The 24,053-nt window shown below is 57.7% G+C and carries 27 protein-coding genes and 1 tRNA gene; 9 read left to right on the top strand and 19 right to left on the bottom strand.

Translation table 11 applies throughout. The features are described 5' to 3' along the window. Positions 1–27 precede the first annotated feature (27 nt). The 3 genes from HW450_RS02865 to HW450_RS02875 all read left to right on the top strand — a co-directional run bounded on the left by HW450_RS02865 (position 28) and on the right by HW450_RS02875 (position 3,122). Positions 28–864 (top strand): 5-oxoprolinase subunit C family protein, encoded by an 837-nt coding sequence (locus tag HW450_RS02865; RefSeq protein ID WP_232843361.1) that lies wholly within the window; start codon positions 28–30, stop codon positions 862–864. 91 nt (positions 865–955) lie between these two features. After that, entirely contained in the window at positions 956–1,606 is a 651-nt protein-coding gene (locus tag HW450_RS02870) for a TetR/AcrR family transcriptional regulator (protein ID WP_182386519.1), read from the top strand. Continuing rightward, positions 1,599–3,122, top strand: a complete 1,524-nt coding sequence (locus HW450_RS02875) for an MDR family MFS transporter (protein WP_232843309.1) — start codon at positions 1,599–1,601, stop codon at positions 3,120–3,122. The genes HW450_RS02870 and HW450_RS02875 overlap by 8 nt, the downstream gene beginning before the upstream one ends. A gap of 2 nt (positions 3,123–3,124) precedes the next feature. Here the strand turns inward: HW450_RS02875 and HW450_RS02880 are convergent, their stop codons facing one another. From HW450_RS02880 to HW450_RS02900, 5 genes are all read right to left on the bottom strand, one after another. Beyond that, positions 3,125–4,426 (bottom strand): ABC transporter permease, encoded by a 1,302-nt coding sequence (locus tag HW450_RS02880; RefSeq protein WP_182386520.1) that lies wholly within the window; start codon positions 4,424–4,426, stop codon positions 3,125–3,127. After that, positions 4,426–5,112 (bottom strand): ABC transporter ATP-binding protein, encoded by a 687-nt coding sequence (locus HW450_RS02885; RefSeq protein WP_182386521.1) that lies wholly within the window; start codon positions 5,110–5,112, stop codon positions 4,426–4,428. The genes HW450_RS02880 and HW450_RS02885 overlap by 1 nt, the downstream gene beginning before the upstream one ends. A gap of 1 nt (position 5,113) precedes the next feature. After that, positions 5,114–6,688: an HlyD family efflux transporter periplasmic adaptor subunit gene (locus HW450_RS02890; protein WP_182386522.1), complete on the bottom strand. Its 1,575-nt coding sequence runs from the start codon at positions 6,686–6,688 to the stop codon at positions 5,114–5,116. Positions 6,689–6,842: 154 nt separating this feature from the next. After that, positions 6,843–8,210, bottom strand: coding sequence for a PhoH family protein (locus HW450_RS02895; RefSeq protein WP_182386523.1), 1,368 nt, complete (start codon positions 8,208–8,210; stop codon positions 6,843–6,845). A 218-nt stretch (positions 8,211–8,428) separates the two neighbouring features. After that, on the bottom strand, positions 8,429–9,058 hold the full coding sequence (locus HW450_RS02900) for a LysR family transcriptional regulator substrate-binding protein (RefSeq protein WP_182386524.1): 630 nt from the start codon (positions 9,056–9,058) through the stop codon (positions 8,429–8,431). Between the two features lie 60 nt (positions 9,059–9,118). On the opposite strand from HW450_RS02900, the gene HW450_RS02905 reads away from it, so the two are divergent. Next, on the top strand, positions 9,119–9,439 hold the full coding sequence (locus HW450_RS02905) for a DUF5997 family protein (RefSeq protein WP_182387304.1): 321 nt from the start codon (positions 9,119–9,121) through the stop codon (positions 9,437–9,439). A gap of 248 nt (positions 9,440–9,687) precedes the next feature. On the opposite strand, the gene glyA is transcribed toward HW450_RS02905, so the two are convergent. After that, a complete protein-coding gene (gene glyA, locus HW450_RS02910; RefSeq protein WP_182386525.1) occupies positions 9,688–10,986 on the bottom strand; it encodes a serine hydroxymethyltransferase in 1,299 nt (432 codons plus the stop codon). A gap of 143 nt (positions 10,987–11,129) precedes the next feature. On the opposite strand from glyA, the gene coaA reads away from it, so the two are divergent. Next, on the top strand, positions 11,130–12,074 hold the full coding sequence (coaA, locus tag HW450_RS02915) for a type I pantothenate kinase (RefSeq protein WP_407926266.1): 945 nt from the start codon (positions 11,130–11,132) through the stop codon (positions 12,072–12,074). Here coaA and HW450_RS02920 read toward each other — a convergent pair. The 5 genes from HW450_RS02920 to mca all read right to left on the bottom strand — a co-directional run bounded on the left by HW450_RS02920 (position 12,071) and on the right by mca (position 15,838). Beyond that, positions 12,071–12,568: a flavodoxin domain-containing protein gene (locus HW450_RS02920; RefSeq protein WP_182386527.1), complete on the bottom strand. Its 498-nt coding sequence runs from the start codon at positions 12,566–12,568 to the stop codon at positions 12,071–12,073. The two genes, coaA and HW450_RS02920, sit on opposite strands and share 4 nt — an antisense overlap. Before the next feature lie 19 nt (positions 12,569–12,587). Next, entirely contained in the window at positions 12,588–13,328 is a 741-nt protein-coding gene (locus tag HW450_RS02925; RefSeq protein WP_232843362.1) for an isoprenyl transferase, read from the bottom strand. A gap of 44 nt (positions 13,329–13,372) precedes the next feature. Then, on the bottom strand, positions 13,373–14,467 hold the full coding sequence (locus HW450_RS02930; RefSeq protein ID WP_182386529.1) for a 3-deoxy-7-phosphoheptulonate synthase: 1,095 nt from the start codon (positions 14,465–14,467) through the stop codon (positions 13,373–13,375). A 228-nt stretch (positions 14,468–14,695) separates the two neighbouring features. After that, positions 14,696–14,947 carry a hypothetical protein gene (locus HW450_RS02935; protein ID WP_182387306.1) on the bottom strand — a complete coding sequence of 84 codons (252 nt, stop codon included), beginning with the start codon at positions 14,945–14,947 and terminating at the stop codon, positions 14,696–14,698. Positions 14,948–14,974: 27 nt separating this feature from the next. Continuing rightward, the gene (gene mca, locus HW450_RS02940) at positions 14,975–15,838 is read right to left on the bottom strand and encodes a mycothiol conjugate amidase Mca (protein WP_182386530.1); all 864 of its coding nucleotides are present in this window, start codon (positions 15,836–15,838) and stop codon (positions 14,975–14,977) included. Between the two features lie 95 nt (positions 15,839–15,933). On the opposite strand from mca, the gene HW450_RS02945 reads away from it, so the two are divergent. The 3 genes from HW450_RS02945 to HW450_RS02955 all read left to right on the top strand — a co-directional run bounded on the left by HW450_RS02945 (position 15,934) and on the right by HW450_RS02955 (position 17,330). Continuing rightward, a complete protein-coding gene (locus tag HW450_RS02945) occupies positions 15,934–16,362 on the top strand; it encodes a DUF4307 domain-containing protein (RefSeq protein ID WP_182386531.1) in 429 nt (142 codons plus the stop codon). 61 nt (positions 16,363–16,423) lie between these two features. Beyond that, positions 16,424–16,954, top strand: a complete 531-nt coding sequence (gene greA, locus HW450_RS02950; protein ID WP_182386532.1) for a transcription elongation factor GreA — start codon at positions 16,424–16,426, stop codon at positions 16,952–16,954. Position 16,955: 1 nt separating this feature from the next. Further along, positions 16,956–17,330 carry a hypothetical protein gene (locus tag HW450_RS02955; RefSeq protein WP_182386533.1) on the top strand — a complete coding sequence of 125 codons (375 nt, stop codon included), beginning with the start codon at positions 16,956–16,958 and terminating at the stop codon, positions 17,328–17,330. Between the two features lie 165 nt (positions 17,331–17,495). On the opposite strand, the gene HW450_RS02960 is transcribed toward HW450_RS02955, so the two are convergent. Then, entirely contained in the window at positions 17,496–18,317 is an 822-nt protein-coding gene (locus HW450_RS02960) for a Bax inhibitor-1/YccA family protein (RefSeq protein WP_182386534.1), read from the bottom strand. 161 nt (positions 18,318–18,478) lie between these two features. Between HW450_RS02960 and HW450_RS02965 the strand changes: the two genes are divergently transcribed. Continuing rightward, on the top strand, positions 18,479–18,886 hold the full coding sequence (locus tag HW450_RS02965) for a hypothetical protein (protein WP_182386535.1): 408 nt from the start codon (positions 18,479–18,481) through the stop codon (positions 18,884–18,886). Between the two features lies 1 nt (position 18,887). Here HW450_RS02965 and HW450_RS02970 read toward each other — a convergent pair. The 7 genes from HW450_RS02970 to HW450_RS03000 all read right to left on the bottom strand — a co-directional run bounded on the left by HW450_RS02970 (position 18,888) and on the right by HW450_RS03000 (position 23,987). Then, positions 18,888–18,964, bottom strand: a tRNA-Leu gene (locus HW450_RS02970). 74 nt (positions 18,965–19,038) lie between these two features. Continuing rightward, complete coding sequence (locus HW450_RS02975) at positions 19,039–19,983, bottom strand: Ppx/GppA phosphatase family protein (protein ID WP_182386536.1); 945 nt, start codon at positions 19,981–19,983, stop codon at positions 19,039–19,041. Continuing rightward, positions 19,984–20,538, bottom strand: coding sequence for a DUF501 domain-containing protein (locus HW450_RS02980; RefSeq protein WP_182386537.1), 555 nt, complete (start codon positions 20,536–20,538; stop codon positions 19,984–19,986). Positions 20,539–20,550: 12 nt separating this feature from the next. Further along, positions 20,551–21,039, bottom strand: a complete 489-nt coding sequence (locus HW450_RS02985) for an FtsB family cell division protein (RefSeq protein ID WP_182386538.1) — start codon at positions 21,037–21,039, stop codon at positions 20,551–20,553. A 272-nt stretch (positions 21,040–21,311) separates the two neighbouring features. After that, positions 21,312–22,586: a phosphopyruvate hydratase gene (gene eno, locus HW450_RS02990; RefSeq protein WP_182386539.1), complete on the bottom strand. Its 1,275-nt coding sequence runs from the start codon at positions 22,584–22,586 to the stop codon at positions 21,312–21,314. 122 nt (positions 22,587–22,708) lie between these two features. Beyond that, a complete protein-coding gene (locus HW450_RS02995; RefSeq protein WP_182386540.1) occupies positions 22,709–23,497 on the bottom strand; it encodes a lytic transglycosylase domain-containing protein in 789 nt (262 codons plus the stop codon). 34 nt (positions 23,498–23,531) lie between these two features. After that, a complete protein-coding gene (locus tag HW450_RS03000) occupies positions 23,532–23,987 on the bottom strand; it encodes a MazG nucleotide pyrophosphohydrolase domain-containing protein (RefSeq protein WP_232843310.1) in 456 nt (151 codons plus the stop codon). Positions 23,988–24,053 lie beyond the last annotated feature (66 nt).

The following is a 24,053-nucleotide window of genomic DNA, read 5'->3' on the forward strand; positions in this document are numbered from 1 at the left end:
CCGGGCGCCCATACAGTGTTTCAAGATGTGGGCAGGCATGGACTTGCGGGCACAGGAGTATGCCCTTCGGGCAGTTTTGATCGAATGAGTGCCGCCCGCGCCAACCACGCTATGGGCAACGACCCACGAGCCACGGTGCTTGAGTGTTTAGTCGGTGGCCTTGTGTTGGAAGCGCTGCAGGCCACTCAATTTATTGTTTGCGGGGTGCGCTGCCCCATTGTTATTTCTGGCGTGGACGGCCGGGTTCGGCAGAGCTACTCCAACACCATCATTGATCTAGAGGCCGGGGAACGGCTCGACATCGGCACTGCGGAGTCGGGCATGCGCGGCTATCTTGCCATTCGCGGAGGCTTTGCTGCCGAATCCGTCCTTGGTTCCCGCGCCACGGATATCATGTCCGGACTCGGTCCTGCACCGGTGAAGGCAGGCGACGTTCTGTTGGCAGATTCACTCATCGCGGAAGCGGCGTGGTGGCCGACGCTGCGCCAGCTCCCCACCCTGTGGCCGTTGGAAGAAGTACAGACCTTATCCGTGATCCTGGGGCCACGCGCTGATTGGTTCACCGAAGATTCGATCACCGATTTTTTCAGCCAGACCTACCAGGTGAGCCCGCAGTCCAATCGGATTGGTATCCGGTTGGAAGGCAGCACGCCATTGACCCGCGCCGTCTCCAGAGAATTGTCCAGCGAGGGCATGGTACGTGGCTCCATCCAGGTTCCTCCGAATGGAATGCCCGTTATTTTTGGGCCTGACCATCCAGTAACCGGGGGTTACCCAGTGATTGGGGTGTTGACCCGACGTTCTTCTGATTACTCCGGTCAAATCGCTCCGGGCGAGTCCGTTCGGTTTCAACGTGCCACATAGCGTGGCCCGCGTCACTAGATCGAGACACACACGTTAAGTTCACCGAATGCAAATCTTTACTCAGTGCAACTAAGCGTCTAGATTTGTAGCTATGACAACTAATCTTCGAGAACAAAAGCGCCGAGCAACCCTCGCCGCAATCGAAGAGCACGCAACTTCCCTGGTATCCGCACGCGGATACCACGACGTCACCATCGAAGATATCTGCGCAGCGGCGAACATCTCTCGTCGCACCTTCTTCAACTATGTCGACTCCAAAGAAGCCGCTGTGCTCGGCAGCTACCCCGTCCCACTCACCGATGCCGAGTCGGAAGAGTTTATCTCACAACGCCATGAGGACCTCACCCGCGCGCTGCTTGATGTCAGCTATCGAATGTTCACCACGCAGGTAACAAATTCCGTGTCGCCGGGTGAGCTACTACGGCGTCGTAAAGCAATATTGCGTACCACTCCCGAACTGTCAGTCAACAGGTTGGCCGCCTTCGGCCTGATCCATGACAGCCTCGTGCGGACCGCAGCCAGCTATCTCGAGCGCTACGACGACGCCCGCCGCCTCCCGCATCTCACGCCTGTTGCAGAGGCCCGCACCATCGTCGGCATCGTCCACGCCGCCCTCCACATTGGGACCAAAGAATGGATGGCTGAACCATCCGCTCAGCTCGTCGACCTCCACCGCCAGTGCCATGCCGCGCTAGACAATTTCCGCCAACTAGCACGCTCGAAAGGAGCACACCATGACTGAAGCACCCCGCATCAAGTTCATCATGGGCGCTCTCATGACAGCCATGCTCATGAGTTCCCTCGGCCAGATGATTTTCGCCACCGCACTGCCCACCATCATTGGTGACCTCGGCGGCGTCAACCATATGTCTTGGGTGATCACGGCGTTTTTGCTGGGGCAGACGATTGCGCTGCCGATTTTCGGTAAGTTAGGCGACCAAATCGGACGAAAAGGGCTCTACCTCTTTGTTGTGGTGTTGTTCATGGTCGGCTCCCTCATTGGTGGCCTCGCTACCTCGATGAGCGTTCTTATCTTGGCCCGCGCCCTCCAGGGTGTCGCTGGTGGTGGCCTCATGATCCTGTCCCAGGCCATCACCGCAGAGATCGTCAGTGCGCGTGATCGCGGTAAGTATATGGGCGTTATGGGCAGCGTTTTTGGGCTTTCCTCCGTACTCGGCCCCGTCCTCGGAGGTTGGTTCACTGATGGGCCGGGGTGGCGCTGGGGCCTCTGGCTCAACATCCCACTGGGCCTGTTCGCACTGCTCGGAGCGATTTTCTACCTTCGGTTGCCTAAACGCCACCCCTCGGGCCGGTTTGATTTCCTCGGCTCGCTGGTGATGATGATCGCCACCACTTGCCTCATTTTGTTTGTCACCTGGGGCGGAAACGAGTACGAGTGGGGATCACCGCTCATCCTGGGACTGATCGCGGGAACCGTCGTTTTTGGCGCCTTGTTTGTTCTCGTCGAGCTGAAGGTAGCCGAGCCGATCGTGCCGATTCAGCTGTTCCGGAACCGCAACTTCGTCCTCACCACCCTCTCGGGTCTGGGCATTGGTGTGTTCATGTTCGGGGCGCTTGGCTACCTACCGACTTACCTGCAAATGGTGCATGAACTCACCCCAACCAATGCTGGTCTGATGATGATTCCGATGATGGTTGGCCTCACGGGCACCTCCATCGCGGTGGGCAACTGGGTCTCCCGCACGGGGAAGTACAAGAATTACCCCATCATCGGGTTGCTGATTGTGGCGCTCGGCCTGTATCTGCTTTCCACGTTGCACGCAGACTCGCCCCTGGTCACCGTGGGCGGTTATTTCTTCGTTTTCGGTGTGGGGCTTGGCTGCGCTATGCAGATCCTGGTGCTGATCGTGCAGAATTCCTTCCCGATTTCCCAGGTCGGTACGGCAACAGGTGCGACGAACTTCTTCCGGCAGATCGGTGGTTCCCTTGGGGCTGCACTCGTCGGCGGTATCTTCACCGGTAAGCTCAGCGATTCCCTGCACACGGCTATCCCTACTGCTTTGCAGAGCATGGGGCCGGCCGGCGCTCCATTCGCCGAGGCGTTTGCGACGGGCACCGAGAACCAGCGCCTCACCCCCGCCGCCGTGACGCAGCTTCCCGACGCCCTGAAGGTCGCCATCCAGGTTGCCTACAACGATGCCCTGACCCCGGTATTCTTCCTCCTCATGCCACTGGCTGTGGTGGCAGCACTGATCGTGGTGTTCGTGCGCGAGGAGAAACTGAGGGAAACGGTGTAAGGCTATTCGTACCGCAGGGCTTCGATGGGGTTCATCTTGGCGGCTTTGGCCGCTGGGTAGTACCCGAAGAACAAGCCGATTCCCATGCAGAATAGCAAGGAAATGATCACGGCTGCTGGTGGCGGGAACACGAACTGACCGAGCATGGTGGCGCCGATCATGCCGAATACCGCACCAAGAACGACGCCGATGAGGCCACCGATGAGGCAGACAATCATCGCCTCAATGATGAATTGGACCTTGATATCACGGCGACGTGCCCCGAGCGCCTTGCGAACACCGATTTCTCGGGTTCGCTCGGTCACGGTGATGAGCATGACGTTCATGACGCCAATACCGCCGACTAGGAGGGAAATTCCGCCAATCGCCGCAACCGCAAGGCTGATGCTGTTGAGAACTTGGTTGATCGATTCCATGTCCTTTTTGTTGTCGACAACCTTAGCCATGTATTGATTGTTGCCTTGGTAGGCACGATCAAAGTAGGTCTGCAGCTCGTCCCTCACGGCTTCCTTGTCCACGCCTTGCGCAACCCGGAAACTTACTTCGGAGTAGGCGTTCTCAACTGACGGCACGCCATCGTCCCGAGGGAAAAGCTGTTGGATCGGGTAAGGTACGTACACCGTCGCCTGCTTTGAACTACCCACCAAAAGGCCACCCTTTTGTTCTCCGGAGACACCGATCACAATGAAGGACGCGGTTCCGGCGTCGTTCCGGAACCGAACTTCAGATCCAAGTGCTCGGTCAACGTCATCTTTAAAAAGGTCAGAGAGCAGCTTCGGGGAAATGATCGCAACGTGTCGCCCCTCGGTCACGTCTTGCTCAGTGAGCCCTCGCCCCGAGGTGATCTGGATGCCAGAAAGTCGCAGGTAGTCCTCATTCACAGGGCTCACGGCAGCTTTCACAGTAGGCGGAGCCAAGGTGTCCATGGAGGTTTCCACATCCCCGAGCCCACCGGCGTAGCCACTGTAGCTCACTCCGGTAATTTTGTCCCCGAAGCGTTCTTTGACCCCCGACACCTGCGAAGCAGTGATGAGTGCATCTGCATCCTTTACTTCTGCACCGCCGAAGAAATAGTCACTTTGCGAGTCTTCAGCCGCTTTGCGGTTTTGTACTTGAACCTGCAGGTTATTGAGGCCCAGCGAATCGAGACTGCCGAGAGTTTGGGTTTTTAGGGCATGTCCAAGCGTCAGAATGGTAATCACGGACATAATGCCGATGATGATACCGAGCAGGGTCAGCATCGACCTCATTTTTCCGGTCTTCATACTGCCCAGTGCGAGCTCAAGCGCTTCTCTCAGTCGCATCACAAGCCTCCTTCCGTGATGAGTCCGTCTCGCATGGTGACAACGCGAGTTGTTTCAGCCGCGAGCTCCGGGTTGTGGGTAATCAACGCGATTGTGGCGCCTTGTTCATTGTTGAGTCGGTGGAACAAGTCCATGACCATTCGTCCAGTCTCGGTGTCCAGGGCGCCGGTGGGCTCGTCGGCAAGGATGAGGTCTGGTTTGTTGGCCAGGGCGCGTGCAATAGCCACGCGCTGCTTCTGGCCGCCTGATAGTTCGTTGGGCTGGTGGTGCAAGCGCTCCCCCATCCCCACCAGGTTCAACAGTTCGATGGCCCGCTCTTTGCGTTCCTTCGCGGGAACTCCGGCGTACATCATCGGCATCTCTACATTGCGGATGGCGTCGATGCGAGCAATCAGATTGAAGTTCTGAAACACGAATCCGATTCGGGTACTGCGGTAGGAAGCAAGTTCATCGTCTGAGCTATCGAGGACGTCCACGCCGTCGAGCAGGTACGTTCCCTGCGTGGGGCGGTCAAGGAGCCCCATGATATTCATCAGGGTTGACTTGCCGGAACCTGAGGCACCGATGACCGAGACAAACTCACCTCGATCAATCGTCATATCTATCCCTTTGAGCACGGTCAATTCGCTCGGCTGGCCTTGGTTAAAGGTTCGTGTAATTCCAGCGAGCTCGATAAGAGCTGTCATGTTAGTGCTCCACTCGCACGCGCTTGTCGACGTCCTCGATGTACTTGCTAGGGTCCGAAGCGATCTTGGTGCCCGGGCTCAGCTCAGGGGAGGCGATAGCAGCATCAAAGTCAGTTTGCGCTTTCACCTGCACTGGAATCTTCTTGACGATGTACTTGCCATTGTCCTCGATCAACGCGATAACCGCGTGATTGTCTCCGTCTTTCAGCACTGCCTCGCGAGGCACAGACAGCGCTCCCTTTTGCTTATTAACCACAATCTCCAACTTGGAGGTGGACCCGATGCGCAGTCCTTCCGTGTTACCCTTCACGGCGATCTCAACCGGGAATTCCACCTTCTTGGAGGCGCCATCCGGATTGGTCTTTGCCGCAGAGGCAACATTGATCACGTTGCCGGTGAACTTTTTGTCTTTCGTCACCGCCGTGGTGAACGTGACCTCGTCGCCGGGCTTAACCTTTCCGATTTCCGATTCCTTCACCAGCGTGGTGATTTTGAGCGCGGAGTCATCAGCAACGGTCATAAGGACCCCTTCGGAAGGGGCACCAACCTTTGCGTTCAGCTCAGTGATAATCCCGCCATGAGGGCTATGCACTTCCGCCTTGGCCACATCGATGGTCAGATGACGCTGCGTCACTTCCGATGCCAGGCTTCCGCTGTTGACGGCAGCCTGCGCTTGTTCCACGGCTGCACGCTGCGCATCAATCTGGTGCAGTGCTGCCAACCGAGCGCTTTCCACACCTACCACTGCTTCACGGTGTGCAGCGCTAGCGTCACGGACCTGAGCTGCGAGCGTAGCAAGTTCACGGTCGATTGCTACCAGGGTTTGCTGGTAGTCCTTTTCCTTCACAGCCAAGTCACGGTCAGCACGGTTCAAGCGATCCTGGGTTTGTACTGAATCAGCCATCATGTCCGGGCTACCGGCTTCCGTGGTGATGACGTTGAAGATGGTGCCGGCATTGACACGCAGCAAGTTAAGGGCCGCATCTCGTTGCTCATCGCGAGCAGCTGTCAACGCCTTTTGTTGTTCGGTGACGGTCGGATCCGTGCCCGCTTTGGTGTCTTTCTTTTTGTTTTCAAATGCCCGTTGCGCAGTTTCCAGTGCGGACGCAGCTTGCCTTTCAGCGGCAGCAGCCGCATTCATCTCCGGGTTCAGTCCGTGGTCATATTTTTCGTGCAGCTGCTGGTACTGCTGCTGTGCCGTCAGAAGTTGGTTGTTGTTCGCGGTGTCCTGCGAAGCGCGATTTGCTCGCTCTGCCTCAAGCTGTCGCTCGATAGCAGTAGTGTCCATCACTGCTAGAAGCTGGTCATCCGCCACCCGATCGCCCAGCTTGACCTGCAAGTCTTTCACGGGACCAGTGAGCGTGGAGGTAATGGAAGTGGTGCGAGTTGCTTCCAACCCACCTTCCGCATGCACTTTTTCCACGACGTCTTGTTCTTGGATCTCACGCACGTCGGATGCCATGATGACAGGCGTGCGTTCCTTAGGACTCAGAAACGCGTAGGAGCCACCACCAATTGCTGCAATACCGAGGAGTGATGCTGCAGTAATTGCAGCCGTGCGTTTCTGAATTTTCATGCTTTGTGTAGCTTCCTGTGGGATCTTGTGAGGTTTTCGCTTCAAACGTACAAAACTTCAATTAATGGCTGCAAGTACCGTTAGAGCAGGGGCCTAATCCAGGGTCAGGGAAAACCCTGACCCACCCCGACAACCCCTGAGCTTCAAATCCCAGCTATTGAGTTTCCAGCAGACTGGTTACCAACTCTGCTATTCGGGAACGCTCGGAGCGTTGCAGAGTAACATGCGCAAACAGGTCATTTCCCTTTAGCTTTTCAATGACCGCCTGCACGCCATCGTGACGCCCTACCCTGAGATTGTCACGCTGCGCAACATCATGGGTAAGGACAACCCGGGAATTCTTCCCCAAGCGCGACAACACAGTAAGCAACACGTTGCGTTCCAGGGACTGCGCTTCGTCCACGATCACAAAGGAGTCGTGCAACGAACGACCACGAATGTGCGTGAGAGGCAACACCTCGATGAGCTCGCGTGCCATGACTTCCTCCATGACATTGTCACTGACCAAGCCCTCCAAGGTGTCATATACCGCTTGCGCCCAGGGATTCATCTTTTCAGATTCCGAGCCTGGCAAATAATCTAGGTCTTGCCCGCCCACGGCGTAAAGCGGACGGAACACTACGATCCGTTTGTGTTCACCACGTTCCAATACTGCCTCCAGGCCTGCACACAGGGCCAGGGCTGATTTGCCAGTCCCGGCGCGCCCGCCGATGGAAACAATACCGACTTCTGGATCCAACAGGAGCTCTAGCGCGATGCGTTGCTCAGCAGATCGTCCTTGCACTCCAAAGGCATTGCGATCCCCCCGCACCAAGGAAACCACGCCGTCGGCCCGCACGCGTGCCAGAGCTGACTGGGATGGCGACGTGAGCGTGAGCCCGCAGTGCACTGGGAGATCTTCGATAGCCACTCCCCGACGAGTGAGTTCACCTGACAGGTCCACTTCTCCATCGCGATACAACTCATCGATGCTGGTGGAATCAATCTCGAGCTGTTCCATACCGGTGTACCCGGTCAGCACCACGTCTTGCGCATGGTATTCGTCCGCCGGCAGTCCCACTGACCCGGCCTTCACCCGTAACGGAATATCTTTCGTGACTAGGACGGTCTCCCGGCCTTCCCGTTGAAAGTTCAGAGCGCAGGCCAGAATGCGGTGATCGCTAATGGAGTCCTGAAAAGCGACGGGGAGCACTGTCATATCAGAATGATTCAGCTCGATCTGGACGGTACCGCCATCAGTGTTAACCGGCACTGGTTTATCCAGGCGACCATACGTCTGGCGCAGGTCCTCGAGGTAACGCAGTGCTTCCCGCGCAAACCACCCAAGTTCCGGGTGGAACCGTTTGCCTTCCAATTCGCTGACTACAACCAGTGGCAGGACGATGTGGTGTTCGGCAAATTTTCTTAATGCCCACGGGTCGGACAGCAAAACAGACGTATCAATCACGTACGTCCGGGTGGGTGTGGGCTGGTGTCCATCGAGGGCTGGATCGATGGCGGATACGGCAACGTTGTTCCGCATAACTGTGAGGGCTCCCTTCACCTCCCGCCGGGTACCCGAGCGGGCTGTGACATGCGATGATGGCACCCCTGCCGGTGTGATGCCGGTACCAGCGACCGGAAGGCGGTGGCCGGCCAGTTTCCCTCCTGACCAGTCCCCCTCAGGCTAACGAGCCAAGGTGTAACTTACATGGTTGTGAGATGAATCCTCGGTAAACGTTCGCATCAACCGCCACTTGCTTATCGACGCCGTCTCACAGGTCGCTTTTTCGCCATCGGTTTCCGTTTCGGTTTGCCAGCCTGCTGGCTTTGCCGTGACGACGTCGCCTTTCGCCCTTTCGTGATCCCCACGAAGTCCTGAACCATGTCGCAGTCATCGGCCTTGCGCCACACCAGCGAAACCTGGGTCGGGGTGCCATCACTAAACTCACGATGTTCCGTCTGTTTTGAACTTATACTGCGCAGCAGGGGACGTGGCGCAATGACCACTCCCACATTGGCAGCCACCACCTGCACCGCATCGCGTACAGCCTGAATATCAACCTGATCCCCTGGCTCATAGTTGACAATTTCATCCGAGATGTCAGCCCGCGAAATCCGCTCCAGCAGCGTGAGCTCGCTGTCTTTCGGCACAGTAATTCCCGGGGTTTCCTCATAAAGGTCCACTTTATGAAAGTCATCGGTGAGCCGGGGTTCCGGGAGGCGGATGAGGGCGAGGGTGGCACGGCCGTCGATAAGCGCAGCAAAAGCGTCATCTGACTCGATCGTGATTAAGTCAGGGTAATCGGTGCGCTCGTTGAAGCGGTCAAACCACTTACCTGGCGCAGTGCCCTTGACAAAGGCAATAGCCAGTGGCTGTGCGTTAATCATGCGCTAAATGCTACCGTGACTCATGTGAATGAGATGAACCGTGCCCCGTCCTCCCGTGCAATGAAACCCGCAACAGCTGCCAAGAAACTTGGAATTTTCCTCCCGGCCACCCCTGAGGAGTTCCAAAACAACGCGCTGACTCACGAAGAATATGTCGAGTTACAAAGCAATCCCCCGGAATGGCTTGCCGAATTGCGCCGCAACGGCCCTCATCCACGCCCAGAAGTCGCCCGCAAGCTCGGAATCACCATTACCGCGCTGAAAAAGAATGGCATGGATAAGCCACTTACCACTGCTGAGATCAAGGCCCTACTCGCCGACCAGCCAGAATGGCTCCGGGCAGCGCGCACCTCGCTGGCCGAGCAGCGCTCCGCGGAGTAGGGAACGCACCACCCAGGAGTTCGCATTGCGACATTCCCGGGAAGCGTTTCCCGGGTATGGGCACTTTTTCGTGCTGCATTTGTGCTATTTTGCTGTTTTTCGCCCGAGATCCGGGAAATGCTTCCCGGGTTTTCCACCACCACCCCCCCTTCAACAACAGCCCCAATGAAAGAGCTCCCCGCCAGTTGAACAGTCCAACTAACGGGGAGCTTCTATTTTGCCAAAGACCTGCGAAGTCAGTTAACCGGCTAGGCGAGCTTCCACTCTTCAAGGCCTTCGTACAGTGGGTAATCTGCCGCAAGCTTGTCTACCCGGGCGCGCAGCGCAGCGACATCCGCAGACTGGCCGGCAGCCAGCGCCGTACCGATGATGTCTGCCACCTCAGTGAAAGCAGCCGTGTCAAAGCCACGGGTTGCCAGTGCTGGGGTGCCAATACGCAGGCCAGAAGTGACCATCGGTGGGCGTGGGTCGTTTGGCACGGCATTGCGGTTGACGGTGATGCCGACCTCATGCAGGAGGTCCTCTGCTTGTTGCCCGTCCATCTGAGAGTTACGCAGATCAGCGAGTACCAGGTGCACGTCGGTGCCACCGGTAAGAACGGACACGCCTGCAGCCTTGCAGTCCTCGGCCATCAGACGCTCCGCGAGGATCGCAGCTCCCTCCAGGGTTCGCTGCTGACGTTCCTTAAACATTTCAGAACCGGCGATCTTCATCGCGGTCGCCTTCGCTGCAATCGCGTGCATCAAAGGACCGCCTTGCTGGCCTGGGAATACGGACGAGTTGATCTTCTTAGCGAACTCCTCCTTGGCCAGGATCATGCCGGAGCGTGGACCACCCAGCGTCTTGTGCACAGTGGTAGAAACGACGTGCGAGTGTGGCACTGGAGATGGGTGGAGACCAGCAGCAACGAGGCCAGCGAAGTGGGCCATATCTACCCACAATTTCGCACCAACTTCGTCAGCGATGGAGCGGAAGGCAGCAAAGTCCAGGTGGCGTGGGTATGCGGACCAGCCGGCGATGATGACCTGTGGTTTCTCTGCAAGCGCCGTCTCACGGACGCGGTCCATATCGATCCGCATGGTGTCGTCTTCAACGCCGTAGGCTGCAACTTCGTAAAGCTTGCCGGAGAAGTTGAGCTTCATTCCATGGGTGAGGTGTCCACCGTGTGCCAGGGAAAGACCCATGATCTTGTCGCCTGGGTTAGCCAGCGACATGAGCACCGCGGCGTTCGCCTGGGCGCCTGCGTGTGGTTGGACGTTGACGAACTCTGCGCCGAACACTTCCTTCGCGCGGTCACGTGCGAGGTCTTCGATAACGTCAACGTGCTCGCAGCCACCGTAGTAGCGGCGACCTGGGTAGCCTTCTGCGTACTTGTTGGTGAGCACGGAGCCTTGTGCCTGCAGTACTGCTCGTGGCACGAAGTTCTCGGAGGCAATCATTTCCAGGGTGCCACGCTGACGGCCGAGTTCAGCGGCGATGGCTGCCGCTACCTCTGGGTCGAGCTGATCGAGTGGCTGGGTCATTACATTGTCTGAAACTTCGGTCATAGCTACGCCGGATAACCTTTCACACGGGGTCGTTCATCGGATGGCACAAGTTTACGTCACAATGTGTAAGGCCGAAAATGACTTAGCTCGCCACCCTACATTGAGCGTGTCAGATTTCACAGCTTGCGGGCGCTGGGTGCACAATGGAACACATGGTTAGGTCGCAGGGCACGATGGATAACAGCCCATATCTTGAGTTCGATCGCACAGAGTGGCGCAACTTGAGAAACAATATGCCCCAGGTCCTCACCGCGGAGGAAGTAGTGAAGCTGCGCGGTTTGGGTGAAAGCGTCGATCTGAAGGAAGTGGAAGAGGTATATCTTCCCCTGTCGCGCCTTATCTATTTGCAGGTTAAAGCCCGTAAGGGGTTGATGGCGGCCACCGAAACCTTCCTTAAGTCTCCGGCGGAAAACGTTCCGTTCATTATTGGCATTGCTGGTTCGGTGGCAGTGGGAAAGTCGACGACCGCGCGCCTGCTGCAGGTGCTCCTCCAGCGTTGGGAATCCAGCCCGACGGTCGATCTGGTCACCACGGATGGGTTTTTGTTCCCCAGTGATGAGCTGAACCGCCGCCGCATCATGAACCGCAAAGGGTTCCCAGAAAGCTACGACCAGCGCGCGTTGATGCGCTTTGTCACCGACGTCAAGTCAGGAAAGCGCGAGGTCAAGGCGCCGGTGTATTCGCACACCTTGTACGACCGTGTCCCTGACGAGTACATCGTGGTAGACAAACCCGACATTCTGATCCTCGAGGGCCTCAACGTGTTGCAGACTGGACCCACCCTGATGGTGTCGGATTTGTTTGATTTTAGCGTGTATGTCCATGCCCGCACCGAGCATATTGAGCAGTGGTATATCGATAGGTTCTTGGCGCTGCGGAAGACGTCGTTTAGCAAGCCCGGCGCGCACTTCTCGCACTACGCGCAGCTTGACGACGACATCGCGAGCGCCGAAGCCAGGGAGATTTGGCAATCTGTGAACTTGCCGAACTTGGTGGAGAATATTCTGCCGACTCGGGTTCGCGCCTCGTTGCAGCTCTTCAAGGACGCCCACCACGAGGTGGAACGGGTGCGGATGCGGAAAATTTAGCCTTCAAGCCACTGGTCGATGGCATCGAGTTCGCTGAAGTCCACTCGGTCAACGTCGGTATTGTAGTCCTGCAGCATCGCTTCCTCGTTTGGGGAGCGGTGTTTCTTTGCTTGGAGCATTTTGTGTAATCCCCACATTGCTGCTTTGTGCACACGGGTGAGTGATGAGTACGCCAGGCGGCCGGGCAGGTAGAACCGCGTTACTTGCGTGGCTTTCTCCCCCAGGGCGTCCGCCATTGGGTCTTTGGTGCGTACTTCTTCGGTGAGAGTCATGCCCACCACAGCGAGAGCAACCTTAGCTCCCGAAAGGTCCTGGTGCTGCAACCATTTCACGCCCTCGCAGGTCCCGGCGTAGTTTGGCGAGAACACCACCATGATCTCCCCTGGGGTCACATCCGATAGTGGTTCCGCCACGACGCCATGCCGCCGGGCGAATTCCTCGGCGTACTGCTGCGTGGAACCGTAGTGGGAATTGTAGGCGACAATCAGGGACATGATGGCCTTTCTTTTCCTGTCATTTGCCGAATCGGCGGGTTCTGGAGGAGTAGTCGCGCAGCGCGCGCAGAAAGTCGATGCGCCTAAAAGCCGGCCAGTAGGTGTCCGTAAACCAGATTTCGGAGTAGGCGGCCTGCCACAGGAGGAATCCGGATAGGCGCTGCTCGCCCGAGGTACGGATCACAAGATCTGGGTCTGGTTGCCCCGAGGTGTACAGGTGCTGGGAGATGGAATCGACGCACACTTGCTCGGCAATGTCTTCCGGCGCTACGCCCTGGGCGATCTGTTCCCGAATGAATTCTTGGACCGCGTCGACAATCTCTTGGCGCCCGCCGTACCCGACTGCCACATTAACTGCCACACCACTGTTGTTCTCTGTTCCTTCGGCGGCTGCTCGAAGGCGCTGCGCTACCTGCTCTGGCAGCAAGTCAAGGTGCCCCACGAGCCGAACTCGGCAATCGAGTTCGGGGGTGGCAAGCTCTTCGACCACATCGCTGATGATGTCAAACAGCAATTGCAGTTCGCTGCTTTCGCGCCCCAGGTTTTCGGTTGATAACAGGTACACCGTCACCAGTTCGACCTCGGTGTCCCGGCACCACCCCACCATTTCGCCAATTTTCTTAGCACCGACGCGATGCCCGTGACTGACATCGGTGAACCCCGCTTCACGAGCCCAGCGACGGTTACCGTCGCACATAATGGCCACGTGGCGGGGTTGTTTACGCCCGCGCAGCTCCCGACGTAGGTGGTACTCGTACATCGGGTACAGCAAACTTGGCAGTATCTTCACACGTCCTAGTGTAGCTATTGCCCTGTGCGTCGGGCACGAACCGCAGCGGCCAACACGGCCAATACATCGATCGTGTCATCAATACCGATACATTTGTCAGTCACGGACTGCCCGTAGACCAGACCTTCGCCACCATTACGGCGCAGCTTTTCCGGATCTAGCTTCTGTGCACCGGCCACGAGGAACGATTCAATCATGATGCCGGAGATGGCGTCGTTGCCAGACGCGATCTGCGCTGCAATTTCTTGGATGACCTCGAGCTGGCGGGCATCGTCCTTGTTGGAGTTGGCGTGGGAGGCATCGATCATGAGCCGTGCCCCCTGATTGCGGGTCAGGGCGTCGGCAATGTGCTCGGCGCTGTAGTTTGGCCCGCTGCTGCCACCGCGGAGAATAATGTGGCAGTTTTCGTTGCCCGCAGTTTCGACGACGGCAGGCTGGCCATCATCGGAGGTGCCGAAGAAGAAGTGCGGGTGGGATGCTGCCTCGACTGCATCGACGGCTACTTGCACGCTGCCGTCCGTGCCGTTTTTGAATCCGATCGGCATGGACAGGCCCGAAGCCAACTGGCGGTGCACCTGGGATTCGGTGGTGCGTGCGCCGATCGCGCCCCAGGCGACAGCGTCAGCGTAGTACTGCGGGCTATTGGGCTCGAGGAATTCGCAACCGACGGGCAGCCCAGTGGCCAGCACCTCCAGCAGGACGTTGCGGGCAACTTCCAAGCCATGGGCAATATCGAAAGAGCCATCGAGGTGTGGGTCATTGATGAGGCCCTTCCAGCCGACGGTGGTGCGGGGCTTTTCGAAGTACACCCGCATCACAACCTTCAGGTCGTCGTTAAGGCGCTCAGCGAGCGGTGCCAAGCGGCAGGCGTAATCGAGCGCGGCCTTCGGGTCATGCACAGAGCACGGGCCGACGACGACGACCAGTCGATCGTCCTCCCCGGAGAAAATGTCAGCGATTTCCTGCCTATCGTGCTCCACTTTCGTCGCTATTTCCGGAGCCAGCGGCAATAAGTCAAGCAGCTGCGCGGGCGTGGGCAGGTCATGGAACGCAACAACACGCCTGTTGCTGGTCGATGCCGCGTTGGTCAAAGATACTGGTGCACTCATGGGTGGGCCTTTCGTAACTAACTTAGGTAACAAAAAAGCAGCCCCGGCGCTTTTCGTCATAAAAAGCGGGACTGCTTCAGGCTTACGGTGATTTCCTTGGGTTCACATAGCGATCACGACATCACAGGTCGTGCGGGAAACCTCCGCAAGCCTTGTCAAAATAAAATCGCCACATGAACATGGTTAGCACCGTACCACACTTTGGGAGGAGTATCCCAAATTTGGGGGTTAGAGGAGATGCTTCTTATCGTTGCCCAAGAGACCTTCCGCTGCCATAGCCTCGTCAATCTTGCTTTCGTCAAAGACATCCAGGCCCCGAGCCTCCGCGAAGGCCTGTCGACGCACCAGGCGTCGTTGCCGTCGCGCGAATGCCCAACCCAGGTAAATGACCGCTACCAGCAGCAACACGATGATGAGCAGGCCAATAGGGGACGCTTTGCCGAACTCCGGCCCAAGCGGGGTGGTCTGCTGCTGCGCCATAATGAGAAGGTCCACAGTGATTACTCCTTAAACAATGCCTGCGAACAGGTCATCTTCTGGAATTGAGGTTTTGACTCGCGTCTGCGCCAATTCAAATTCTTCCGTCGGCCACAGCTTACGCTGCACCTCGATCGGAGTGCCAAAAAATGTGCCGGCAGGATCAATCTGGGTGGCGTGGGCGAGCAGTGCCTGATCCCGTTGCTCGAAGTACTCCTCGCAACGGACCTGCGTCGTCACGCGCAGCATTATATCTCCCTGGTGGGCTTTCAGCCTTTCCAAAAACTTGCCGTAGGGACTCGGCTTGCCCTCTAATATCAGCAAATCATGGAACATTAGCATGCGCTGACGGATGAAACCGTGGGTGTAGTAAAGCTTCAGCGGCTCCCACGGCTCCCCCACCTCTGGATGGAACGAGGGATCGCCCGCTTTCTCCCACGCAGCCATCGACACCTCGTGTACCTTCAGGTGATCGGGGTGAGGATATCCGCCGTTTTCATCGTAAGTAATGATGACGTGAGGTTTGAACTCCCGAATGACGCTCACCACGTCTTTAGTGACGTGATCCGTATTCGCCAGCGCGAAGCTACCTTCCGGCAGCGGTGGCAACGGGTCTCCTTCAGGCAGACCAGAATCAACATAACCGAGCCAGCGGTGCTGGGTGCCTAAAGCTCGCATGGCGGCGGCCATCTCTTCTTTCCGCACCACTGACAGGTTTTCCAGGACTCCTGGTTTTTCCATCGCGGGATTCAAGATGCTGCCCCGCTCCCCGCCGGTGCAAGTGAGCACCATGACGTCGTGCCCCTCAGCTACATAGCGCGCCATCGTGGCAGCGCCTTTGCTTGCCTCGTCATCGGGGTGAGCGTGAATTGCCAGCAGCCTCAGTCCACTCATGTTTGATCTTCCTCAGTTGGTTTGTGGTCTTGTCCTCGTTTAATCGTAGTCCCCTAGATTCGAAAAGGGTGCAGCTGCCCGGGTAGTCTAGTGATGTGACTTCATCTGCTACTCCTACCGCGTCCTACGGCCCTAAAGAAACTGAAAAGCGTGGGGTTGTCGGCCCTATCATCGCCATCGGCGCAGTCCTGTTCGTTATTGCCCTTGGCGTGGTGGTGTTCCAGTATTTCCAGAAGATCAACGCGGTGACAGTGTCCGCGACCACCGCTGGCTTCGAGCAAGTGGATGACAAAACCCTACGCGTCAACGTGGATGTCTCCCGTGATGACGTGTCTGTGCCTTCCTACTGCATTGTTACCTCGATGAATTACGACAAGGCCGAGGTCGGTCGTCGCGAGTTCATTATCAGCCCTGGCGGCGAAAAAACGCAGCGTATGCAGGTGGATATTCCATCTCGCGACATCCCAGTGGCCGCCAAAGTGTACGGCTGCTCCGATAAGCTACCTGCTCACCTGGCGCAATAGTCCGCTGTGCTAGAATTCGGGCACTAATATCTGTTAAGCCACTGGAAAGGGCTATCTCACTATGGCTGAAAACAAGCAGTACATCACTCCGGAGACGAAGGCGAAGCTTGAGGAAGAGCTCAATGCACTGATCGCTCACCGCCCAGTGGTTGCCGCTGAAATTAACGAGCGTCGTGAGGAAGGCGACCTTAAGGAAAACGCTGGCTACGACGCAGCCCGCGAAATGCAGGACCAGGAAGAAGCCCGCATTAAGCAGATCTCCGAGATCCTGGCAAATTCCACCACCGAGCGCGCAGGCATCGAAGAAGGCGTCGCCCACGTCGGTTCGGTTGTGCACGTTTACTACAACGGCGACCAGAACGAAAAGGAAACCTTCCTGATCGGTACTCGCGCCGCTGCCTCTGAGAACCCTGACTTAGAGACCTACTCCGAGCAGTCTCCGCTTGGCGCCACCATTCTGGGGGCCCATGAGGGCGAGACCCGCGAGTACCAGGCTCCGAACGGCGCTACCATTTCCGTCACGCTGGTTTCCGCTGAGCCTTACAATTCCGAAAAGGCTGCCCGACTCCGCGAAGTTAAGGCCGACAGCTAGGGTGAAGCGTTTTCTCAGTGCCATCGCGGTTTGTTCCGCGGTGGCGCTTTCTGCTTGTACACCTGCTTTGCAGCAGGATTCCGCAATTAAGGTCAATACGCCAAGTGGCGCGATTTCCCGGAACGTCATCCCCGGTTACATCGACTGTTTCGGCATCCCCTCTAAGCAGCCCTCTTCCCTGTCCTTAGATTGTGTAAACAGTATCCCCCGGTTAGAAGACATTTCCTGGGAGTATTGGTCTGAAAGCCGCGCAGTTGGGACGGGCACGCTTATCGACGCCTTCACCACGACCCCAAACGTCTCCGTGGAGCTATCCTCCCCCATCGAAGGCGTCTTCACTGATCTGACGGTGGCAGGGCAGCCAGTATTGCCCTAATTGATAGCGATTTGTTCGTTCCGAGAAATCCCTTCGCTTTCCCGCGCTAAACCTGCTGTTCATCAGCAACGGAAGGCGTAGGTTTTTGTTTCACGAACCTCATCGCTATCGCGAACCCAAAAGACGCCCTCCCGATGGGGAAGGGCGTCGTGAAGCTGCAGGGTGCTAGTCGCGCAGGATGCTGAGCAGGCGGAGGATTTCGGTGTACAGCCACACCAGGGTAACTGCCAGGCCGAGGGCCACGCCCCACGCCATCTTCGCTGGTGCACCAGCGCGGACGAGCTGGTCGGCGGAGTCGAAGTCCTGGAGGAAGCTCAGGGATGCCAGGATGATGCAGACGATGGAAAATCCGATGGCCATGGGGCCGTCACCACGCAGCGGGTTGAAGCCGAACACGAGAGCGCTGATCAGGTTGCCCACGGCAAGGAACAGCACGCCAACGATCGCGGCAGTGATGAAACGGGTGAACTTCGGGGTCACCCGGATAACGCCGGCCTTGTAGACCCAGAGCATACCGACGAACACACCAATGGTGGCGATCACAGCCTGGCCGATGATGCCACTATTAAATCCCGCGAAAGCAAAGGAGACACCACCGACGAACAGGCCCTCAAACACCGCATAAACGATCGTGACCGGCGCGGAACCATACTTCTTGCCAAAGGTGGCGATGAGAACGGTGATCAGACCACCGATCGCGCCGACGATCAATGCCAAACCGCCGATAGCTGGGTTGACCAGCAAGCTAGCGGCATACACCAATGCGCCAAGGCCCATAATGATGCCGAGGACAATGCCGGTCTTGGAGACCACATCGTCAACCGTCATTGCTCGTTCAGCAGTAGCTGGGGCGCCGTATCCACCGTACGGTGCACCATAGCCGGGCTGGCCAAAGCCAGCCTGATCATACCCAGCCTGAGCGTACCCACGGCCAGCTGAGTTCTTGGTCTTGGTCAGGGAACTAAAAACTGGATTACTGCTACGCACTCTCCCAGCCCTTTCACATCTTTTCTAGCTTCGTTGCCCCGTGTTGTTGGAGCACTCGAAATGTTCAACGCACACCTTGCATGAAAAGTTCCCATCGCCACGGGAAATTTAGCCACTGGGTACGCTGAAGTTAAGACAGCTTTTCCGTTTTCGAGGACACCATGCATATCTATCAGGTCAATCAGTCAGACCGCTTTGAAGTAATCATCGTCGGTGACGAGTTTTGCGCTGAAACCGTGAGCCTGATCCAGTCCGATCAGTTCTGGGTAGCTCTGATCCCAGAACCTGACCATCCGGAGGATTCACACGCGGTCAGCGTCAGGTTCCGCGGTCAATGCATCGGTTACTTGTCCGCCTACCGCGCGCATCAGTATCTCCCCGAGATTCTTGCCATTATCGCTAGTGGGCGCGTCCCGTTCGTCAGAGCTGCAATGACTAAGCTGTCCCCCACTTCCCAGGACATCTACCTGGCTCTCCCCCAACCTGGCTTACTGCTTCGTGGCGATATTCCCCCAGCTCACCCAGGCTTTCGCCCACCACCAATGTTCGGGCGCCCCCTCATGGCATAACTGGTGCCCCCAGTCGGACTCGAACCGACACTGAATGGATTTTAAGTCCACTGCCTCTGCCAATTGGGCTATAGGGGCTTGCTGTGCACCTCCCGGTTACCCGGGGCTACTCAATTAGCGTAGTGCACGAGAGAACCATCATGAAAACAGGGTCACACTAACCCTGCGACGATGCCGTCGAGGATGTCTTTTTCGGAGATGATGAGGGTCCGTACCGGGGTTGCGGCCTCGATCATGTCCATGATCCCTTCCACGACCACTGAACCACTGCCGATAACGTCAGCGCGGCCAGGGTGCATCACTGGGTGCGCTGCGCGTTCGGCGGAGGTGTTGCCGATTAGTGAGGAGGTCAGCACGCGGGACGCGTCGAAGCGCAGTTTAGAGCCATGGATGAGGGCAGGATCGTATTCTTCCAGGCCTTGCGCCAGGGCTGAGATGGTGGTGAAGGTGCCTGCGACGCCGACGAAGGTGTCAGCTTGGGCAATGGGAACGTGAGTGGGGACGTCGGCAAGCTGCCTTGCCACGTAGTCCCGGGCCTGCACCACTTCCTCGTCGGTGGCGGGGTCGGAGGTCATGATGCGTTCGGTGAGGCGGACGCAGCCCATCTGCGCGGAGTGTGCGCCGAGGATTGTGCCATCGCGCTTACCGACGACAAATTCCGTGCTTCCTCCTCCCAAGTCAACGACGCATACCGTCCTCGCTTCTGGACCGAGATCCGCGACGGCCCCCTGAAACGACAGCCTCGCTTCCTCTTCCCCACTGATCTCTTCAGCGATGCTGCCGGGAATAACCTGTCCTAGAAGCTCAGCGGTCATGTCAAGGAATTCTTGGCGGTTCTCGGCGTCCCGGGTGGCAGAGGTGGCGACCATACGCAGGGCCGTAACCTGCTCGTGTTTCATGATCTCCACAAACTCGCTGAGCGCGATCCGCGCCCGAACGATCGAGTCCTCAGCGATTTTTCCGGTCGCGTCAACGCCCTGGCCGAGGCGCACAATTTTCATGCCCCGGTAGACGTCCGTAAAGGTTTTTCCGTCGAAGTCCGAGATCAGCAGTCGGATAGAGTTAGTGCCGCAGTCCACGGCCGCAATGCGCGTCATTTATTTGACCTCAGCGTGCGTAAAATCGAACAGGTCCAGGGAGATCCCCAGGTCCTCGAGGGTTGGCCAGTTGGCGGGGATCGCCGTTCCACGTAGCTGGGCGTGCTCGGCAGCGAGCGCAACCGCTTCCGTCCCAAACCGAACCCGTCCTGGCCCTTCTGCCAGCGCGTACGCCATGAGCACATGAAGGCACTTGACCCGGTCTGGCATACCGCCGCCAGAGAAATCGGTGCCCAGATCCTCGATAGCGTTTCGCTCAGCAAGAAAGTGTTCATGAGCTTTCCGGTAGTCTTCCTGCAGCTCCTCACTCTCAGCCAGCCGCGCCTGCATCCACTTCATCACGTGCGCTACTTCCAGGCGCGAGGCTTCCGCGGTAAGGCGTGGCTCCGTCAGGTAGTAGAGGGTTGGGAACGGGGTGCCGTCGTCAAGGCGAGGTGCAGTTTTCACCACGCCCGGGACGCCATCTGGTGTGGTGTAAGAAATCTCAAGAACACCGCGGGGCTCCCGGCCCAGCTGCTCAGCAACCGCTGCAAGTTCAACTTCAGAAACAGTCATGCACACATTGTGTCATGGCAGGGGCTCTTGTGGCGGAACAGGTGGCTCCGGAGGTTCAATCGGCAGCTTCAACTCCGTAGTAGGTTCTATCGAATCATCGGGGGCAGACTGCGGAGGAACCGCAACCGATCCCCACAACGTGTCATACCACGGGCTAACCTTTTCTGGGGTTTTGTGATCTGTAGAAGTAAGCGCATCGTCTTTGGTCATCGACGGATCCATGATACGAAAAGCCACTTCACCAGGGGCAATAACCCCAAGACGATTCCTGGCTTGCTCATCCAGGTACGCCTTACTCTTGTAGCGTTCCAGCTCACCCAACAGCTCTTCCTTGTGGCGCTGTTTCTGGGCAATCGCCGCGTTCACCGCCCGAATTTCATTGCGCTGCTCGAAATAGTTGCGAAGTGGCACAGTGATGGTGACAAGGAAAACGATCAAGACAAAGGCCACGACCATCAGTTCTAGCGTTCCCACTTTAAACCGACCACGCTTCTTTTTCACAGCCTGATTTTTCACATCTGACCTGCGATGTTGCACAGGGATGCGTTTGCTGGAGCGTTTCGATGTCAAAGCCATTGTGTTGCCCACTTTACTTCTCTCATCTTTAGCCTGACACCTGGCGCGCCGTGAATAGCCCAGATGAGAAGCGAAATCGAGCGTACGGATGGGATGATCCGCGCCTGAAAAACCCCATCGGTACGCTAAATCTCCGCTGTCTCAAAACAAACCAAAACCCGGCCGCCAGGGGCCGGGTTTGTGGGTGCTTCTAGTTCTTACTTGAAGCGAGGGAATGCGGAGCGACCTGCGTAGACAGCAGCATCACCCAGGAGCTGCTCGATGCGCAGGAGCTGGTTGTACTTGGCAACGCGCTCGGAACGTGCTGGTGCACCGGTCTTGATCTGGCCACAGTTGAGGGCAACTGCGAGGTCCGCGATGGTGGTGTCCTCAGTCTCGCCGGAGCGGTGGGACATCATGGTGCGGTAGCCGTTACGGTGTGCCAGCTCGACAGCGTCGAAGGTTTCGGTCAGGGTACCGATCTGGTTGACCTTCACCAGCAGCGCGTTGGCGGCCTTCATTTCGATGCCCTTGGCCAGGCGCTCTGGGTTGGTGACGAAGAAGTCGTCGCCCACGATCTGCACCTTGTCACCGATGGTCTCGGTGAGGGTGACGTAGCCCTCCCAGTCGTCTTCTTGCAGTGGGTCCTCGATGGAGACGATTGGGTACTCGGAGATGAGCTCCTCGTAGACCTTAGCCATCTCTTCAGCGGTGTGCTCGCCACCTTCGAAGTGGTACTTGCCGTCCTTGAAGAACTCGGAGGATGCTACGTCGAGAGCCAGTGCGACATCGTCGCCCAGCTTGTAGCCAGCCTTCTCGATCGCCTCAACGATCAGGTCCAGAGCAGCCTTGGTGGACTCGACGGAAGGCGCGAAGCCACCCTCGTCACCAAGGCCGGTGGACAGGCCCTTGCTCTTGATGACGGACTTGAGGGTGTGGTACACCTCAGCGCCCATGCGCAGTGCCTCAGCGAAGGTCTCGGCGCCGACTGGGGCGATCATGAACTCCTGGACGTCGACGCCGGAGTCAGCGTGTGCGCCACCGTTGAGGATGTTCATCATTGGAACCGGCAGGACGTGAGCGTTTGGCCCACCGATGTAGCGGAACAGTGGCAGGCCGGCGGATTCCGCAGCTGCCTTGGCCACTGCCATGGAAACGCCGAGGATGGCGTTTGCGCCGAGGCGGGACTTGTTTGGGGTGCCGTCCAGGTCGATCATTGCCTGGTCGATGGCGCGCTGATCGTCGGCTTCGAAACCAGCGAGCTCGTCTGCGATTTCTTCGTTGACAGCTTCAACAGCCTTCAGGACACCCTTGCCCTGGTAGCGGTCCCCACCATCACGCAGTTCGTGAGCCTCGTGTGCACCGGTGGATGCGCCAGATGGAACGCCAGCTTCGCCGCTAGACATGTCATCAAGGACGACGCCTGCTTCGACGGTTGGGTTGCCACGGGAATCCATGATTTCACGAGCGAAAACGTGCATGATCTCAGCCACTGTTGGCCTCCTAATTGATGAAGGAATGTGTTTCTTAGCGCGAGCTTGTCACACTTACCGTCAATTGTGGCACGAATTTTCGGGCTCGGCCACGTTGATTCCCCCTAAGCGGAGGAATGGGCTTAATACGCTGGTTGATTGACGGCGTACGCTGCTGCTGCGTCGCGGACATCAGCTAGGTATTTGTCGGATTGGTTGTAGGCGTAGACGGCTTTCGCCCAGCCTTCTGGCGTGGATAGGTCACCGCCGTTGGTGCATAGCAAGTTCGCCGCGGACAGGGCTGCGTCGTCGATTTGGTGCGGGTCGTTGAATCCGTCGCCATTAGCGTCGCGACCGTAGCGTTTCCATGATTCTGGAATGAATTGGAACGGGCCGACAGCTCGGTCATGCTCGGTATCGCCGTCAATAAGCCCGCCGTCTGTGTCGGGAATGTTGGCGAAGCCGGGAGATCCGTCGAGCTTGATGCCGAAGATTGGTGGGCTAACCACGCCATCTGGTCCGATGGAAGCTCCCTCGAAGAGTTTGCCGGTGTAGGTGCCGTGGCGAGTTTCTACCTGGGCGATGCCAGCGAGGGTGTTCCAGCGCAGGTGACAGTCGGGCCAGCTCTGCTGAGCGATCAGTTCAGCGTTGCCATAAGCCTGGATCGCCGCTGGTGAGACATCAATTTGTTTGGAGAGGGGTTCGGCCCAAAATGCGAGTTTTTCGGAGGTTCTTCCCGGAGCGTTGACGTCGATATGGGGTACCTCTACGGCGCCGGCGGGAGGCACGTCGTCAGGCACGGCAATGCGTGGGCGGAGCGGGTTAGGGGTATGCAATGCGGATAGCACCCAGCCGACCATGGAGATCACGAGCACAACAGCAAGCACGACTATCACGCCGCACCCGAACGCCTTTTTCGCTACAGAACCCATAGCTGCCGATCTTACAGCGCAGGCTTGCCGACGCTCACCGCTGCCCGATTCCCTTTTCCCGACGCTTACCTTCCTCCCAGAAACGTTCCTGCTCAGCTATGGTGATCACGTCGTCGCCGCCGTCGAAAAGGTAAGGGGCGCGACTGTGCATCTTGGATACGAATGCGGCTGCCACATCGTCAAGATCGAAGCTGCCGCGTCGACGAGCGAGCTCGGCGTGAAACAAGACTTGCAGCAGAAGATCGGACAGCTCGTTCAAAAGCTCGGTTTCTGTAGCGCCGTCCTGAGTCCGTGACCACTTTGCCACCGCGTCCGCAAACTCGGCTGCTTCCTCGCGTAAATAGGGCAAGAGTGTTTCGTGAGTCATGGAGCGCTCCCACTCTCCGACCCGCAGAGCTTGGGCCATGAGCCACTGCGCATTGCGCAGCGAGTCCACCCGAACCGGGGTATCGCCCTCTCCAGGAAACTGGGCAAAACTGCGATTATCCACGACTTTTCTCCTCTCGATCTGCAAATAGCCTAGCCTTCGAACAGTGTTCAAGAATAAAAGTGCCCA

It is taken from the genome of Corynebacterium hindlerae (assembly GCF_014117265.1).
GTDB classification, from domain to species: domain Bacteria; phylum Actinomycetota; class Actinomycetes; order Mycobacteriales; family Mycobacteriaceae; genus Corynebacterium; species Corynebacterium hindlerae.